General features: G+C 75.4%; 13 protein-coding genes. 12 read left to right on the forward strand and 1 reads right to left on the reverse strand.

Annotated features, from left to right (window positions below):
• The first annotated feature begins 22 nt into the window (after window positions 1-22).
• The 6 genes from FKM96_RS19125 (at window position 23) to FKM96_RS19150 (ending at window position 9,831) form a co-directional block, all read left to right on the forward strand.
• The gene (locus tag FKM96_RS19125; protein WP_147796583.1) at window positions 23-1,549 is read left to right on the forward strand and encodes a sugar ABC transporter ATP-binding protein; all 1,527 of its coding nucleotides are present in this window, start codon (window positions 23-25) and stop codon (window positions 1,547-1,549) included.
• The gene (locus tag FKM96_RS19130) at window positions 1,546-2,676 is read left to right on the forward strand and encodes an ABC transporter permease (protein WP_246855078.1); all 1,131 of its coding nucleotides are present in this window, start codon (window positions 1,546-1,548) and stop codon (window positions 2,674-2,676) included. The genes FKM96_RS19125 and FKM96_RS19130 overlap by 4 nt, the downstream gene beginning before the upstream one ends.
• A gap of 137 nt (window positions 2,677-2,813) precedes the next feature.
• Complete coding sequence (locus tag FKM96_RS19135) at window positions 2,814-3,872, forward strand: substrate-binding domain-containing protein (RefSeq protein ID WP_147796584.1); 1,059 nt, start codon at window positions 2,814-2,816, stop codon at window positions 3,870-3,872.
• A 58-nt stretch (window positions 3,873-3,930) separates the two neighbouring features.
• Window positions 3,931-5,118, forward strand: a complete 1,188-nt coding sequence (locus FKM96_RS19140; protein WP_246855079.1) for a Gfo/Idh/MocA family protein — start codon at window positions 3,931-3,933, stop codon at window positions 5,116-5,118.
• 250 nt (window positions 5,119-5,368) lie between these two features.
• Window positions 5,369-8,770, forward strand: coding sequence for a PQQ-dependent sugar dehydrogenase (locus FKM96_RS19145; RefSeq protein WP_246855080.1), 3,402 nt, complete (start codon window positions 5,369-5,371; stop codon window positions 8,768-8,770).
• 53 nt (window positions 8,771-8,823) lie between these two features.
• On the forward strand, window positions 8,824-9,831 hold the full coding sequence (locus tag FKM96_RS19150; RefSeq protein ID WP_246855081.1) for a sugar phosphate isomerase/epimerase: 1,008 nt from the start codon (window positions 8,824-8,826) through the stop codon (window positions 9,829-9,831).
• 30 nt (window positions 9,832-9,861) lie between these two features.
• Here the strand turns inward: FKM96_RS19150 and FKM96_RS19155 are convergent, their stop codons facing one another.
• A complete protein-coding gene (locus FKM96_RS19155; RefSeq protein ID WP_147796585.1) occupies window positions 9,862-10,167 on the reverse strand; it encodes a hypothetical protein in 306 nt (101 codons plus the stop codon).
• 473 nt (window positions 10,168-10,640) lie between these two features.
• Between FKM96_RS19155 and FKM96_RS19160 the strand changes: the two genes are divergently transcribed.
• The 6 genes from FKM96_RS19160 to FKM96_RS19185 all read left to right on the forward strand — a co-directional run bounded on the left by FKM96_RS19160 (window position 10,641) and on the right by FKM96_RS19185 (window position 16,766).
• A complete protein-coding gene (locus FKM96_RS19160; RefSeq protein ID WP_147796586.1) occupies window positions 10,641-11,126 on the forward strand; it encodes a hypothetical protein in 486 nt (161 codons plus the stop codon).
• A 184-nt stretch (window positions 11,127-11,310) separates the two neighbouring features.
• Window positions 11,311-12,456 carry a hypothetical protein gene (locus tag FKM96_RS19165; protein ID WP_147796587.1) on the forward strand — a complete coding sequence of 382 codons (1,146 nt, stop codon included), beginning with the start codon at window positions 11,311-11,313 and terminating at the stop codon, window positions 12,454-12,456.
• 80 nt (window positions 12,457-12,536) lie between these two features.
• Complete coding sequence (locus FKM96_RS19170) at window positions 12,537-13,547, forward strand: sugar phosphate isomerase/epimerase (RefSeq protein WP_147796588.1); 1,011 nt, start codon at window positions 12,537-12,539, stop codon at window positions 13,545-13,547.
• Window positions 13,544-14,713 (forward strand): inositol-3-phosphate synthase, encoded by a 1,170-nt coding sequence (locus FKM96_RS19175; protein WP_210417311.1) that lies wholly within the window; start codon window positions 13,544-13,546, stop codon window positions 14,711-14,713. The genes FKM96_RS19170 and FKM96_RS19175 overlap by 4 nt, the downstream gene beginning before the upstream one ends.
• A gap of 128 nt (window positions 14,714-14,841) precedes the next feature.
• Window positions 14,842-15,819 carry an SCO3242 family prenyltransferase gene (locus FKM96_RS19180; RefSeq protein WP_246855082.1) on the forward strand — a complete coding sequence of 326 codons (978 nt, stop codon included), beginning with the start codon at window positions 14,842-14,844 and terminating at the stop codon, window positions 15,817-15,819.
• Window positions 15,816-16,766, forward strand: a complete 951-nt coding sequence (locus FKM96_RS19185) for a sugar phosphate isomerase/epimerase (RefSeq protein ID WP_147796589.1) — start codon at window positions 15,816-15,818, stop codon at window positions 16,764-16,766. The genes FKM96_RS19180 and FKM96_RS19185 overlap by 4 nt, the downstream gene beginning before the upstream one ends.
• Window positions 16,767-16,775: the final 9 nt, after the last annotated feature.

Genomic DNA, 16,775 nt, shown 5'->3' on the forward strand with positions numbered 1-16,775 from the left:
AAGTCCCTCATAGGTTCCTCACATGGTCACCGTGGACCCACCGAACCGGCCCCCGCTCCTCCAGATGCGGGGCATCGTCAAGCAGTTCCCCGGAGCGCGCGCCCTGGACGGCGTCGACCTCGACGTGCTGCCGGGCGAGGTGCACTGCCTGCTCGGGCAGAACGGCGCGGGCAAGTCGACGCTCATCAAGGTGCTCGCCGGCGCGCACCAGCCCACCGAGGGCGAGGTGCTCGTCGACGGCGAGGTCGTCACGATCGCGAACCCGGTCGCGGCGCTGAAGCTCGGCGTCGCCACGATGTACCAGGAGCTCGACGTCGTCGGCGGCCTGACCGTCGCCGAGAACGTGTTCCTGGGCCACGAGCTCGCGACCGCCGGCGTGTCCCGCCGGCGCGAGGCCCGCCGGCGGACCCGGGAGATCCTGGCCCGGCTCGGGCACCCGGAGATCTCCCCGCACCGCGAGGTCGGCTCGCTGCCGGCCGCCGCGCAGCAGATCGTCTCGATGGCCCGCGCGCTGTCGCACGACGCCCGCGTCATCGTCATGGACGAGCCCTCCGCGGTGCTCGACTCGGACGAGGTGGAGAACCTGTTCCGCGTCGTGCACCAGCTCACGGCCGCCGGCGTCGCGATCGTCTACATCTCGCACCGCATGGAGGAGATCCGCGCGATCGGCGACCGGATCACGGTGCTCAAGGACGGCCGCACGGTGGCCCGCGACCTGCCCGCCCGCGACACCCCGACGCGCGAGCTGATCCGCCTGATGACCGGCCGGAACGTCGAGTACGCCTTCCCGCCGAGCCAGGACCTGGCGCCCGACGCGCCGGTCGTGCTGGACGTCCAGGGCCTGGCGCTGCGCGGGGCCTTCACCGGCGTGGACCTCCGGGTCCGGGCGGGGGAGATCGTCGGCCTCGCGGGGCTGGTCGGCTCGGGACGCTCCGAGATCCTGGAGACGATCTACGGCGCCCGCCGGGCGAGCGCCGGCACCGTCGAGGTCGCGGGCCGGCGGCTGCGCGCCGGCGACGTCACGGCCGCCGTCCGCGCCGGGATCGGCCTCGCCCCCGAGGAGCGCAAGGCCCAGGGCCTGCTGCTCGACGAGCCGGTCTACCGCAACATCACGCTGTCGACGTTCGGGCGGTTCTCCAAGGGCGGCCTCCTGGACGAGCGCACCGAGCGCCGGATCGCCGAGGAGCAGGCCGAGGCCCTGGACCTGCGCCCCGCCGGCGTCGACCGCGCCATCCGCACCCTGTCGGGCGGCAACCAGCAGAAGGCGATGCTCGCCCGGTGGCTGGTGCACGGCTGCCGGGTGCTGCTGCTCGACGAGCCGACCCGCGGTGTCGACGTCGGCGCGCGCGCCGAGATCTACGCGCTCGTCCGCCGGCTCGCCGACGAGGGCGCCGCCGTCGTCGTCGTCTCGAGCGAGATCCCCGAGGTGCTCGGTCTGTCGGACCGGGTGCTGGTCGTGTCCGAAGGCCGGGTCGTCCACGAGGGCCCCGCCACCGCCATCGACGAGCACGCCGTGCTCGACCTCGTCATGGAAGGAAGTGCCGCGTGAGCGAGCACCAGCTCTCCGCCCCGCCCCCGGGCACGCCGGGCGCCCCCTCGGGCCCGACCTCCGCGCCCGGCTCCGCCGGCGCCACCCCCGCGCCGCCCGCCGCGGACGAGTCCGCGCGCGTCGAGCGCGTCGCCCGGGAGCACGGCCGCTCCCGGCGCGGCCCCGCCGGCGCCGGGTCCGCCCGGATCCTCGGCCTGGTCATCGCGCTCGCGCTGATCTGCGTCGTCGGCTACATCACCGCGGGCAGCCGGTTCGCGAGCATCGACAACGTCCTGGTCATCCTCAGCTCCGCCGCCATCGTCGGCGTGCTGGCCATCGGGATGACCTTCGTGATCACCGCGGGCGGCATCGACCTGTCCGTCGGGTCCGTGCTCGGCCTCGCCTCGGTGTGGGCGACCACGGTGGCCACGCAGTCGATGGCCGACCAGTACGGCTGGATCGTCATGGTCGGCTGCGCCCTCGCGGTCGGCCTCGGCGCCGGCCTGGTGAACGGCGTGCTGATCGCCTACGGCCGGGTGGTCGCGTTCATCGCGACGCTCGCCATGCTGGTCGCCGCCCGCGGCCTCGCCGAGCTGATCGCCCAGCGCCGGACGCAGCTGGTCTCGGTGCAGTCGTTCGAGGACACCTTCCGGGGCAACCTGCTCGGGGTGCCGAAGATCGTGTGGATCTTCGCGATCGTCGCCGTCGCCGGCTGGTTCCTGCTCAACCGCACCACGTTCGGCCGCCGCACCGTCGCGGTGGGCGGCAACCCCGAGGCGGCCCGCCTGGCGGGCATCGCGGTCAAGCGGCACACGATGTACCTGTACGGCCTCGCCGGCCTGGCCGCCGGCATCGCCGCGGTCATGATGCTCGCCCGCACCGGCGCGGGCTCGTCCACGAACGGCCTGCTCTACGAGCTGGACGCGATCGCCGCGGTCGTCGTCGGCGGGACCCTGCTGGCCGGCGGCCGGGGGACGATCGTCGGCACCGTGCTCGGCGTCCTGATCTTCCAGACGCTGACGAACATCTTCATCCAGAACAACCTCGACTCCTCGGTCCAGCAGGTGATCAAGGGCGCGATCATCGTCGTCGCCGTCCTCCTGCAGCAGCGCTTCACCTCGCGCACCCCGCGGACCGCACGGACCTAGCCGGGGGCGCCCCCGCGGCGCCCCGCCCCGCGCCACCCACGCACCACCTCGCGCACGACCCCCACCGCGACCGGGTCCGACCCGCTCGCACGCCCCACCCTGCCCGCACGACCCCGGACATCGTCGAAGGAGATCCCATGTCCACCACCCGCACCACGCGCCGCCGCGGCCGCGTCCTCGCGCCGGTCGCCGTGCTGTCCGTCGCGTTCCTCGCCGCCTGCACCTCCAACGCCCCCGCGGAGGAGGAGGACACCGGAGCGGAGGCCGCCCCGGTCGCCGTCTCCGACAACGACGAGGCCGGCGAGACGGTCGTCATCGGCTTCTCGGCCCCCGCCGCCGACCACGGCTGGATGGGCGCCATCACCACGGCCGCCCAGAAGGAGGCGGAGAACTACGAGGACGTCGAGCTCCGGGTCGCCGAGGGCACGAACGACGTCAACGTGCAGATCAGCCAGATCGAGGGGTTCATCAACGACGGCGTCGACGCCATCGTGCTGCTGCCGTTCGACGGCGGCGCTCTCACCGACGTCGCGACGCAGGCGATGGAGGCCGGCATCCCGGTCATCAACGTCGACCGCGAGTTCTCCAGCCCGTTCGCGTCCCGGGCCACCGTGCTCGGCGACAACTACGGCATGGGCGTGTCGGCCGGCACGTACATCTGCGAGCGGCTCGGCGACAACCCCGACGCCGTGGTGGCGGAGATCGCCGGCATCGACTCGCTGCCGCTGACCCAGGACCGCAGCCAGGGCTTCGCCGACGCGCTGGACGACTGCGGCCTCGACGTCGACAACCGGGTCGCCGCGGACTTCACCGTCCAGGGCGGCGAGCAGGCGGCCGCGAACCTGCTGCAGGCCGCGCCGCAGATCGACGCGATCTGGAACCACGACGACGACCAGGGCGTCGGCGTCCTGGCCGCGATCGAGAACGCCGGACGCGACGAGTTCTTCCTGGTCGGCGGCGCCGGCTCGGCGAACATGATGCGCGAGATCCAGGATGACGCCTCCGTGGTCGAGGCCACGGTCATCTACCCGTCGACCCAGGCGGCGGACGGCATCAAGCTCGCCCGGCTCGTCGCGCACGAGAAGTCGCTGAGCGACCTGGCGTCCTCGGGCGTGCCGCGCACCGTCCAGCTGTTCGCGCCCGTCGTCACGGCGGACAACGTCGACCAGTACATCGACTCGGCCTTCGAGTCCTGATCCGGACCGCGGGGGGCGCCGCCCGGCGCCCCCCGCGCCCAGGCAAGGAGGTCTCGTGATGGACGGGACGACGGCCGCGCCGCTCGGCGTCGGCATGGTGGGGTACGCGTTCATGGGTGCCGCGCACTCGCAGGCGTGGCGCACCGCCCCGCGGTTCTTCGACCTGCCCCGCACCCCGGTCATGCGGGTGCTGGGCGGCCGGGACGCCACCGCGGTGAAGGCCGCGGCGGACCGGCTCGGCTGGCAGGACACGGCCGGGTCGTGGCAGGAGCTCGTGGCACGGGACGACGTCGACCTCGTCGACATCTGCACGCCGGGCCGCACGCACGCGGAGATCGCGGTCGCCGCGCTCGAGGCGGGCAAGCACGTGCTGTGCGAGAAGCCGCTGGCGAACACGATCGAGGAGGCCGAGGCCATGGTCGCCGCGGCCGATGCCGCCGCCGCCCGCGGCGTCCGGTCGATGGTCGGCTACACATACCGCCGGGTGCCGGCGGTGCAGCTCGCGCGGCAGCTGGTCGCGGACGGCCGGATCGGGGCGGTGCGGCACGTGCGCGTGCAGTACCTCCAGGACTGGCTCGCCGATCCCGAGGCGCCGCTGTCCTGGCGGCTCGACAAGCAGCAGGCCGGCTCCGGCGCGCTGGGCGACATCGGCTCGCACGCCGTCGACCTGGCGCAGTTCATCACCGGAGAGCGCCTGACCGGGGTGTCGGGGCTGATGGAGACCTTCGTGCACGAGCGCCCCGTGGCGGCCGAGTTCGCGGGCCTGCACGGCTCCGCGGCCGGCCCGGACGCCGTGCGCGGCCCCGTCACCGTCGACGACGCCGCGGTGTTCCTCGCCCGGCTCTCGGGCGGCGGCCTGGGCGTGTTCGAGGCGACCCGGTTCGCCACCGGCCGCAAGAACGCCATCCGCCTCGAGGTCAACGGCGAGCGCGGCTCGCTGTCGTTCGACTTCGAGGACATGAACGTCCTGCACTTCCACGACGCCACCGAGGACGCCGCCGTCGCGGGGTTCCGCCGGATCGTGGTCACCGAGCCGCAGCACGCGTACGTCGGCCACTGGTGGCCGGCGGGGCACGGTCTCGGCTACGAGCACGCCTTCACCCACCAGGTCGTCGACCTGGTCGGCGCGATCGCGGCGGGCCAGGACCCGTCGCCGTCGTTCGCCGAGGGACTCGCCGTGCAGCGCGTGCTCGACGCCGTCGAGCGCAGCGCGGCCGACGGCAGCCGGTGGGTCGCCCTGGGCTGACCGCCCGGGGGCGACCCGCCCCGCGGGCACCCCGCCCGCACCCGCACCACCCGTCAGACGATCAGCTCACCGCTCGAGGGGGAGGAGGTGGGACCGCGCCACGACCGGCAGAGCCGCCGGTCGGCTGAGGAGGCCGGGTTCCCGAACCGTGGGGACGACGCAGGAGCCCGACCTCTGTGACGAGATCCCGTAAGGAGCTGCATCACTCATGGATCGTACGCAGCCGCGCTCGCAGCGCGGCAGGAAACTGGTGGGTTTCACCCTGGCCGGGGTGCTCACCGTGACGGGGCTGGCGCTGGGCGCCGGACCCGTGGTGGCCCACGACGGCGTGGACCACGGGGCCGAGCCCGGCGGCGACGCCGCGCTCGACTGGGACAACTACGAGAAGACCACCCTCACCAAGGACGTCGGCGAGCCGATCGACCTCGCGGTGCTGCCCGACGGCCGCGTGCTGCACACGGCCCGCAACGGCGACGTCCGGCTGACCGACCCGGCGACCGGCGTCACCCGGATCACCAACACGATCCCCGTGTACGCGAACTCCGAGGACGGCCTGCAGTCCATCGGCATCGACCCGGACTTCGAGGAGAACAACTGGGTGTACCTCGTGTACGCCCCGCCCGGGAGCACCCCCGCGGGCTCGGCGCCGAACACGCTGCCGGCCGGCCAGGACGAGTCCTACTGGGACCAGTGGGTCGGCGTGAACCGGCTGTCCCGGTTCCAGTGGACCGGCGAGGGCCTGGACCTGGCCTCGGAGCAGCAGATCCTCGACGTCGAGGTCCAGCGCGGGCAGTGCTGCCACGTGGGCGCCGACTTCGACTGGGACGCCGACGGCAACCTGTACCTCGGCACCGGCGACAACACCCCGGCCGGCACGCCGGGCGCCAACGGGTTCGCGCCGAACAACGACGCCCCCGGCATGAACCCCGGCTTCGACTCGCGCCGCGGCGCGGGGAACACGAACGACCTGCGCGGCAAGATCCTGCGGATCCACGTCGAGGAGGACGGGTCGTACACGATCCCCGAGGGCAACCTGTTCCCCGAGGGCACCGAGGACACCCGGCCCGAGATCTTCGTCATGGGCGTCCGCAACCCGTTCAAGCTGGACGTCGACCCCGAGACGAACTCGCTGTCCTGGGGCGACTACGGCCCGGACGCCACCAAGGCGGTCGCGGAGACCGCGGGCCGCGGGCCGATGGGTCTCGTCGAGTGGAACGTCGTCGGCCTCGACGACCCGCACAACGCCGGCTGGCCCTTCGTCACGGGCGACAACTTCGCCTACAACGACTGGGACTTCGCCACGGCGACGCCCGGCGCGTTCTTCGACCCGGAGAACCTGGTCAACGACTCGCGCTGGAACACCGGCCTGACGAACCTGCCCCCTGCTCGCCCGGCCACGGTCTACTACGGCGACAACCCGGGCGACCAGCCCTGGGACGAGCTGGTGAACTTCGGCACGGGCAACGGCCAGGGCCCGATGGGCGGGCCGGTCTACCACCGCCCGGCCGACGCCGGCCCGGACGCGTGGCCCGCGTACTGGGAGGGCAAGGCGTTCTTCGGCGAGTTCTCGCAGGACTACATCGCGGCGTTCACCGTCGACTGGGACACCTTCGAGGTCACCCACATCGAGGACGTCACGCCGAACGCGGCGATCACGGCCGAGGGCTGGCCGCCGATCGACAACCCGATGGACATCGAGTTCGGCCCGGACGGGTCGATGTACGTCCTCGACTACGGCGACGGCTTCTTCCGGGCCAACCCCGACGCGGGCCTGCACCGGATCGCCTACGCCGAGGGGAACAAGGCGCCCCGCGCCGAGTTCACCGCCACGCCGACGTCCTCGTCCACCGCGCCGCTCACCGTGCAGTTCGACGCGTCCGCGTCGAGCGACCCCGAGGGCGGCGAGCTCCGATACGACTGGGACTTCGACGGTGACGGCACGTTCGACGCCACCGGCGTCGAGGCGGAGCACACCTACACCGAGATCGCGGCCTACACGGCGCGGCTCAAGGTGACGGACCCCGAGGGCAAGTTCACGCTCACCTCGCACCCGATCTCAGTCGGCAACCAGGCGCCCGAGGTCACGCTCACCTACCCGGAGAACGGCGGCTTCTTCACCTGGGGCGACGCGGTGCCGTTCCAGGTCACCACCCAGGACGCCGAGGACGGCACGGCCACGGACTGCACCCGCGTGTCCTGGACGTACGGCCTGGGCCACGACGAGCACGCCCACCCCGAGGTCTCGGGGACGGGCTGCAAGGGCGCGTTCAAGACGAACCCCGACTCGCCGGAGCACGGCCCGGGCGCGCTGCTGTACGGCGCGGTCGTGGTGACGTACCGCGACGCGGGCGCCAACGGCCTGCCGGCCGCGTCGGGCGAGGCCACTCTGCGCCTCAACCCGCGCGAGCAGCAGGCGGAGCACGCCGCGCGCACCGGCGTCACCGTGTACGCGGACGAGACGGCCTCGGCCGGCAACGCGGTCCGCGGCCTCGGCGCCGGCGACTCCCTGACGTTCACCCCGGTGAGCTTCAGCGGGATCACCGGCGCGGTCGTCCGGGCCAACGGCGGCGGCGAGGTCCAGCTCCGCTGGGGCGCCGCCGACGCGGCGCCGTTCGCCACCGCCACCATCCCGGCGGGCGCCGGCTGGAAGGACGTCGAGATCGCCTTCGACGCCCCCGAGGGCACCGGCGACCTGGTCGTCACCTCGGCCGACGAGCTGGCCGTGGACGCGATCACGATGGTCGGCCCCGGTGTCGCGGACACCGCCGCCCCCACCGTGGCGCACACCCTGACCCCGGCGGCGCCCACCGGTGCCGGCGGCGTCTTCACCGAGCCGGTGCGGTTCGCCGTGCAGGCCGCGGACAACGGGGCGCTGGCGAGCGTGCAGTACTCGCGCGACGGCGGGGCCACCTGGACGAACCTCGCGGCGAACCAGCAGTACGGCGTGACGTTCTCCGACAGCGGCACGTACGACCTGCGGTACCGGGCCACCGACACCCAGGGGCTGGTCTCCGAGGTGGGCTCCGTGCAGTTCACCATCGACCTCGAGGCCCCGGAGGAGCCCACCGTCGACACCACCACCACGGCCACCGTGGCCGCGGGGCGGGTGCCGTTCGGCGCCCCCGGCGAGGTCACGGTCGCGGTCTCCGCGGCCGAGGGCGTCGCCTCCGGCGAGGTCGTGCTGACCGTCGGGGAGACCGAGGTCGGGCGGGGCGCGCTCGGGGCGGACGCCACCGCCGTCGTCGCCCTCGACCCGGCGCTGGGCGTCGGCACCCACACGGTGACCGCGTCCTTCGTCGGCGGCGAGGTCTTCAAGCCCTCGTCCGGCACCGTGCGCCTCACGGTGGCGCGCACCACCTCCGCGGTGGCCGCGACGGTGTCGCCGAACCCGGTCAAGCCCGCCGTCGCCGCCAAGGCCACCGTCCAGGTGACCACCGGCAGCGGCGTCGCCGCCGCCGGGGACGTCACGGTGACGGTCAAGCGCAACAACCAGACCGTCGCCACGCTCACCGGGACCCTCGACGCCTCCGGCGCGAGCGTCGTCTCCCTCGGGCGCCTGCCCGAGGGCACCTACAAGGTCGACGTCGCCTACGGCGGCACGGCCGGCATCTCCGGCTCCACCACCAGCACCACCCTCACCGTCCGCAGCTGACCGCGCGCCGGCGGCCCGGGTGACCGGGCCGCCGGCCGTCTCGAAGGAGAGACATGAGCACGCACCAGCACGCCTCGATCCCGAACCGGCCGATGAGCCGGCGGTCCCTGATGAAGGCGCTCGGCGCCTCCACGGTGGCCGTGGGGCTCGGGACCGCCCTCGGCGCCTCCGGGGCCTCGGCCGCCGGCCTCGCGCCCGCGGCCGCGCCGACGACCGGGCGGACCCGCCTGGTCCCGGCCAACCGCATCGGCATCCAGCTGTTCACGATCCGCGACAAGGTCAGCTCGCTCGGCTTCCGGGCCGTGTTCGAGGAGCTCGGCCGGATCGGGTACGCGGAGGTGGAGTTCGCCGGCTACACCCAGGGCAACGTCGGCGCCATCACCCCGGCGGAGATCCGCCAGCTGCTCGACGACAACGGCCTGAAGGCCGTCGGCTCGCACGTCAGCACCCAGCTGCTGCGCACCGACCTCGCCAACCAGATCGACATCGCGCACACCCTCGGCATGCCGCACCTCGGCACCGGCAACGCGCCCACGAACACCGCGACGAAGGAGGGCTACCTCGCCGCCGCGGAGGAGTGGAACGGCTGGGGCGAGCAGGTCAAGGCCGCCGGGATGAAGATCTACCAGCACAACCACGACGGCGAGTTCCGGTTCGACCCGGTCGACCCGTCGGTCCGGCTCTACGACGTGTTCTACGACAACACCGACCCGGACCTGGTCTACCTGGAGATGGACATCTACTGGGCGTACGTCGGGCAGCACAAGTACCCGGGGTTCGAGCCGGTCGACTACGTCCTGCGCAACCCGCGGCGCTACCCGCTGCTGCACCTCAAGGACGGCAAGGCCAACGAGGCCAGCGCCAACGGCTACGACATCATCGAGTTCGGCGCCGGCGACCTGCCGTACCAGCAGTTCCTGTCCCAGCTCCGCACGCGCGGCCAGCACTTCGGGCTGTACGAGCAGGACAACGCCTCGACGGTCGCCGAGCCGCCGAACCCGCTGAACTCCCTCGGCAACGCCGACCGCAGCTACGACGCCATCGCCGGCCTGCGCGGCTGAGCGAGAAGGAGACACGGACATGAAGCGGATCTACTCGGTCCCGGCCGCGCTCGTCGGCGCGTTCGGGCTCGTGGCCCTCGGCAGCACGGTGGCGCAGGCGGCCTCGACCGACTGCACCACCGACCTGGGGGACCAGACCATCACCGGGGACCTCGTCGTCCCGGCCGGCGCGGACTGCGTGCTCGCCGGCGCGACGGTCGAGGGCTCCATCACCGTCGGCGCCGACGCCTGGCTCGACGCCACGTCGGTGACCGTCACCGGCGACGTCGTCGCCACCGACGCGTACGGCGTCCTGCTGGACGGCACCCGGGTCGACGGCGACGTGAGCGCGTACACGACGGGCTCGCGCGTCGGTTTCCTCTACCTCAACGACCTCGAGGTCGGCGGCAGCGTGGCGGCCGGCGGTCTCGACGTCGAGGTGACCGGCTCGTCCATCGGGGGCGGCTTGACCACGCAGGCGGCGACGTACGTCGACCTGCTGCAGACCGGCGTCAAGGGCGAGGTGGCGATCGCCGACTCCGACTGGGGCGTGAACGTCGCCGGGGCCGTCGTCGGCGGCACCCTGTCGGTCACCGGCTCCAGCCGGGACGTCCTGGTCGGCGCCACCGCGGACGGCGCGGCGGACACGTTCGGCAACACCGTGGGCGGCGACCTGGTGCTCACCGGCAACACCGCGAACCTGCGGGTCGCCGGCACCACGGTCCTCGGCACCATCCGGCTCGCGGACAACGACCCGGCCGCCGCGTTCGGCCCGGGCAACTCCGCGGGCGGCGTCGACGGCGACCACACCGGCGAGGGCGCCGGGCGCCGTGGCCGCCGGCGACCAGGCGCTGGCCGTCACCGTGCCAGAGCAGCGGGCGGGCGAGCTCGTCTGGTCGCTCGAGGGCACCTCCGGCCTCGTGAACCTCGGCGTCGCCGAGGAGCTCGAGGACCGGTACCGGGCCACCGGCGAGATCGTCCCGGTGCGCGTGCAGGACACCCGCGCGGGCGACCCGGAGTGGTCCATCACCGCGCAGGTCAGCGACTTCGTCGCCGGGGGCGAGACCCTGTCGTCGAAGTACCTGGGCTGGACGCCCGAGGTGCTCGAGAACGGCGGCGACGCCGTGGCCGGGCCCGCGGTGCCGTCCGGGTTCGAGGAGGGCGACGGCCTGTCCGTGGCCCGCACCCTCGCCGAGGCCGAGACCGGGCACGCCCGCGGCTCGTCGCTCGTCGGGGCCGACCTCGACCTGCAGCTCCCGCTCGACGCCCCGCAGGGCACCTACACGGCCACGCTGACGCTCACCGCGCTCAGCTGACGCCGACCCGCAGTCCCCGTCCCCGCCCGCCCGGTCCTCGTCCCGGGCGGGCGGGGGCGGCACCACCCGGCCGGACCGCGCACCGGCCCGCGCCAGCCGCTCCGCCCCACGACCCGCTCCGCTGCACGACCCGCACCGCCGCACCATCCGCACCCGTCGTCACCGTCGACCCGGAGGCCCCGCCGTGACCCCGACCCGCGTCCCCGCCGCCCTCGCCGCGCTGGCGGCCGCCGTCGCCCTCGCGCTGGGCGGCGCGCTGCCCGCTGTCGGTGCCGCCCCGGCCGCGCCCCCGGTCCCGCTGGTGGCGCCCGCCGCCGCGGACCCGGCCCCGGCCGACCCGGCCGCCGACCCCGCCGCGGCCGACCCCGCCGCCGCGAGCACCCAGGTCACTTGGGGCGTGCGCCCGGCCGACACCGTGCACGGCGCCGCGCGCCCGAACTTCGCGTACTCCCTGCCGCCCGGCGGGACCCTCGCCGACGCCCTCGTCGTGACGAACAAGGGCGACGCCCCGCTCACCCTCGACGTGTACGCGGCCGACGGCTTCCTCACCGCCGACGGCACCCTGGACGTCCTGGGCGCGGGGGAGGAGTCGACCGCGCTCGGCGCCTGGGTGCAGGTCGAGACGCCCGAGATCGTCCTCGAGCCCGGCGCCGCGGCCGAGGTCCCGTTCACCCTGACCGTCCCCGAGGACGCGCAGCCCGGCGACTACGCCGCGGGCATCGTGTCCAGCCTGCTGGTCGAGAACGCCGCGGGCGTCTCGGTCGACCGGCGGCTGGGCTCCCGCGTGCACCTGCGGGTGCAGGGCGACCTCGCGCCGGCGCTGGCCGTCTCCGGCCTGCGCGTCGACTACGACGCCGGCGGCAACCCCGTCGCCCCGGGCGCCGCGACCGTGACCTTCACCCTGACGAACACCGGCAACTCCCGGGTCGCCCCGACCGAGCAGGTGCAGGTCGCGGGGCTGTTCGGCCTCGGCCGCGCCCGCGCCGCCGCCGTCGACGTCCCCGAGCTGATCCCCGGCGCGTCCGTGCAGCGCAGCGTCCGGGTCGACGGCGTGTGGCCGCTGGTGCGGACCACCGCCACCATCGCCCTCGGCGGCGAGGTGGTCGCGCTGCCCGGCGCCGCGGTCGCCGACGCCGCCCCTGCCGTCCCCGGCGTCACCGCCTCCGCGGCGGCCTGGGCGGTGCCGTGGGCCCTGATCGGCGCGCTCGCCCTGGTCGTCGCGCTCGTCGCCCTGCGCGTCCTCGCCGGCCGCCGGCGGAAGGCGCGGCACCAGCGCGCCGTGGACGCGGCCGTCGCCGACGCCCTCGCCCGCCAGGGGGCCACGACATGACCTGAGGCGCCCCCCACCCCTGGACGCCGCGCCCCGGCGCCCCGCAGCATCGACGTTCCGCTCTCGACGAGGAGACCGACATGACCCGCCCGATCACCCTGTTCACCGGCCAGTGGGCCGACCTGCCGTTCGAGGAGGTGGCCCGGCTCGCGTCCGAGTGGGGCTACGACGGCCTCGAGATCGCCTGCTGGGGCGACCACCTCGACCCGTGGCGCTGGGACGACGACGCGTACGTCGCCTCCCGCCTCGAGATCCTGGACCGGTACGGCCTGAAGGTCTGGGCCATCTCCAACCACCTCAAGGGCCAGGCCGTCTGCGACGACCCCATCGACCTGCGGCACGAGGACATGCTGTCCGCGCGGGTGTGGGGCGACGGCGACCCCGAGGGCGTCCGGCAGCGCGCCGCCGAGGAGCTCAAGCACACCGCGCGGATCGCGGCGAAGCTCGGCGTCGACACGGTCGTCGGCTTCACCGGGTCGTCGATCTGGAAGTACGTGGCGATGTTCCCACCCGTGCCGGCCGCGGTGATCGAGGCGGGCTACCAGGACTTCGCCGACCGGTGGAACCCGATCCTCGACGTGTTCGACGAGGTCGGCGTCCGGTTCGCGCACGAGGTGCACCCGAGCGAGATCGCCTACGACTACTGGACGACGGTCCGCACCCTGGAGGCGATCGGCCACCGCGAGGCGTTCGGCCTCAACTGGGACCCGAGCCACATGGTCTGGCAGGACCTGGACCCCGTGGCGTTCCTCTGGGACTTCCGGGACCGGATCTACCACGTCGACTGCAAGGACACGAAGAAGCGGATGGGCAACGGCCGCAACGGCCGGCTCGGCTCCCACCTGCCGTGGGCCGACCCGCGGCGCGGCTGGGACTTCATCTCCACCGGCCACGGCGACGTCCCGTGGGAGGACGCGTTCCGGGTGCTCAACACGATCGGCTACACCGGCCCGATCTCCGTCGAGTGGGAGGACGCCGGCATGGACCGGCTGCTCGGCGCGCCCGAGGCGCTGGCGTTCGTGAAGCGGCTGGCGTTCGACGCCCCCGAGGCGGCCTTCGACGCGGCGTTCTCCACGAAGGGCGACGCGTGACCGCCGACGCCCGCGCGCGCACGGGGCTGTGGCTCGTGGGCGCGCGCGGCTCGGTCGGCACGACCGCCGCGCTCGGCCTCGCGGCACTCGCCGCCGGGAACGCCGGGGCCGCGGGCTGCGTCACGGCGGCGCCGGCGTTCGACGGCCTGCCGCTGCCCGGGTGGGGCGACCTCGTCGTCGGCGGGCACGACGTCAGCGACGTGTCGCTGGCCAAGCGCGCCGAGGCGCTCGTCGACGCCGGGATGATCCCGGCGCCGCTGCTCGCCGCCACCGCGCACGCCCTCGACGCCGCCGACGCGGAGGTCCGGCCCGGGCACCGCGGCACGCTCGTCCCCGGGGGCTCGCAGCAGCAGGTCGCCGAGCGGCTCGCGGCCGACATCACCGGGTTCGCCGCGCGGCACGACCTCGCGCGGGTCGTGGTCGTCGACGTGTCGTCCACCGAGCCGCCCGCGCACCCGACCCCCGCCCACGACGACCCGGCGGCCCTCCTCGCGGCGGTGCAGGAGCCCGGGCGGGTCGTGCTGCCGCCGTCGTCCGTCGCGGCGTACGCCGCCGTGCTCGCGGGTGCCTCCTACGCCGGCTTCACGCCGTCCGCCGGCATGGGGCTGCCGGCGCTGCAGGTCCTCGCCGCCGAGGCGGGCGTGCCCGTCGCGGGGCAGGACGGCAAGACCGGGCAGACCTGGCTGCGCACGGTGCTCGCGCCGGCGTTCGCCGACCGGGGGCTGCGGGTGCTGTCGTGGGCCGGGAGCAACCTGCTCGGCGGCGGCGACGGTGCCACCCTCGCCGACCCCGAGGCCGTGCGGTCCAAGCTCGCGTCCAAGACCCGCGGGCTGCGCGACCTCACCGGCTCCGACGTGACGCCGCTGCACATCGACCACGTGCCCGACCTGGGGGACGTCAAGGTCGCGTGGGACCACGTGCACGCCGCGGGGTTCCTCGGCTCGCGGATCACCCTGCAGACCACGTGGTCCGCGTACGACTCGATGCTCGCGGCACCGATGGTGCTCGACCTCGCCCGGCTGCTCGCACTGGCGCACGCCGGCGGTGCCGCCGGGGTGGTGCCGGAGCTCGGGTTCTTCTTCAAGGACCCGTGGGGCTCCGACCGGCACGCGGCCGCGGACCAGGCCGGCGACCTCGTGCGCTGGGCCCGGGGGCTGGCGGCGTGACGGCGGGCGTGGCGGCCGGATCGGTGCGGGCGGGTGCCGGCGGCGCGGCCGTGCTGGGGGCGGCCGCGCCGGGGGGAGTCGCGCCGGGGGCGAGCGCGCCGGGGGAACCTGCCCCGGGCAGCGCGCGCGTGGCGACCGCCGTGCCGGTGGTCCGCTCGCTCGACGGCCGGTCCGCCGGGGACGACCCGAGCCCGTCCCCGTCGCCGCCCGCGCGGTCGGGGCTGCCCGCCCGCGTGCGCGACCACCTCGAGCTGGTGCGCGCGCCCGCCGTCCTGACGGTGCTCGGCGACACGGTGGCAGGGGCGTCGGCGGCCGGGCACCCGCTCACCGGCCGCCGCGCGGTGCTGCCGCTCGCCTCGGCGTGCCTGTACGCGGGCGGCATGGCGCTGAACGACTGGGCGGACCGCGCCGTCGACGCCGTCGAGCGACCCGAGCGCCCGATCCCGTCGGGCCGGATCGCCCCGCGGCACGCGCTGGCGGTGGCCGGAGGGCTCGGTGCGGCCGGTCTCGCCCTCGCCGCGGCGGGCGGCGGGCGACGCGCCCTGGCGGTCGCCGTGCCGCTCGCCGCGGCCGTGTGGCTCTACGACGCCCGGCTCAAGGACACCGTCGCCGGCCCGGGCGCGATGGCGGCGTGCCGGGGCCTCGACGTGCTGCTCGGCGCGGGGGTGGGGCGCCTGCGGGCCGCCGCCCCGGCCGCGGCGGCGGTGGCCGCGCACACCGCGGGAGTGACGCTGCTGTCCCGCGGCGAGGTGCACGGCAGCACCCGCGCGACGGCGGGCGCGGTGGCCACGGCCTCGGTCGTGGTGGCGGGGGTGGCCCTGACCGGCGGCGGGGTGGCCGGACCCGGGGCGCGCGCCGCCACCGTGGTGGCGCTCGCCGCCTACCTCGCGCAGTGCGTCCCCGCGCAGGCCCGGGCCGCACGGACCCCGACCGCCCCGGCCGCCCGCGCGGCGACGGGCGCCGGCATCCGCGCGATGATCCCGCTGCAGGCCGCGTGGACCGCTGGTGCCGGCCGGCCCGGCGCGGCGCTCGCGCTCGGCGCCGTCGCCGCGGCGGGCGCGCTGCTCCGCCGGGCCACGGGCCCGCGGGCGGTGAGCGAGACATGAACCCGGGCACCGGACCGGGCGCCGCGGAGCCGGCGCGCCTGCCGTTCGCGCTCGGCTACGGCACGAACGGCCTCGGCGACCACCCGCTGCCCGTGGCGCTCGACCTGCTGGAGGAGCACGGCTACGACGCCGTCGCGCTCACCCTCGGCTTCCCGCACCTCGACCCGTGGGCGCCCGCCGCCGACCTCGCCGCGCTCCGGGACCGGCTCGCCCGCGCGCACGCCGGCCGGGGGATGCGGGTCGTCGTCGAGACCGGCACCCGGTACCTCCTCGACCCGCGCCGGAAGCACGCGCCCGCCCTCGTCGACGCCGACGCGGCGCCGCGGCTCGCCTACCTGCGCCGGGCGGTCGAGGTCGCCGCCGCGCTCGGCGCACCCGCCGTCCAGCTGTTCTCCGGCGTCCGCCCGGCCGGGGTGACGTCGGCCGAGGCGGACGACCGGCTGCGCGACCGCCTGCCCGGCCTCGTGCGGCACGCCGCGGAGCACGGCGTCCGGCTGGCCCTCGAGCCCGAGCCCGGGATGCACGTCGAGACCGTCGCCGACGCCCTGCGGCTGCGCGCCGACCTCGGGGACCCGGCCGCGCTGGGCCTGACGGTCGACGTCGGGCACTGCCTCGTCGTCGAGCCGGACGGCGTGGCCGGGGCCCTGGCCGCCGCGGGCCCGGCCCTGGCGCACGTGCAGATCGACGACATGCCGCGCACCCACCACGACCACCGGCCGTTCGGCGAGGGCGACCTCGACCTGCCCGCCGCGCTCTCGGCGCTCGCCGGGGCCGCGGCGGGTCCGGCCGGGTACGCCGGGGTGGTCGCCGTCGAGCTGCCCCGGCACTCGTGGGACGCGCCGCGGCAGGTCGCCGACGCGGCCGCCGCGATCCGGCGCGCGTGGGCGCGGCTCGGCGCCCGCGTCCCCGCACCCGACCCTGTACCCCTGCCCCGACCCGCTCGCTGAGAGGGAGTG

Origin of the sequence: Cellulomonas sp. Y8 (genome assembly GCF_008033115.1) — a bacterium.
Classification (GTDB): domain Bacteria; phylum Actinomycetota; class Actinomycetes; order Actinomycetales; family Cellulomonadaceae; genus Cellulomonas.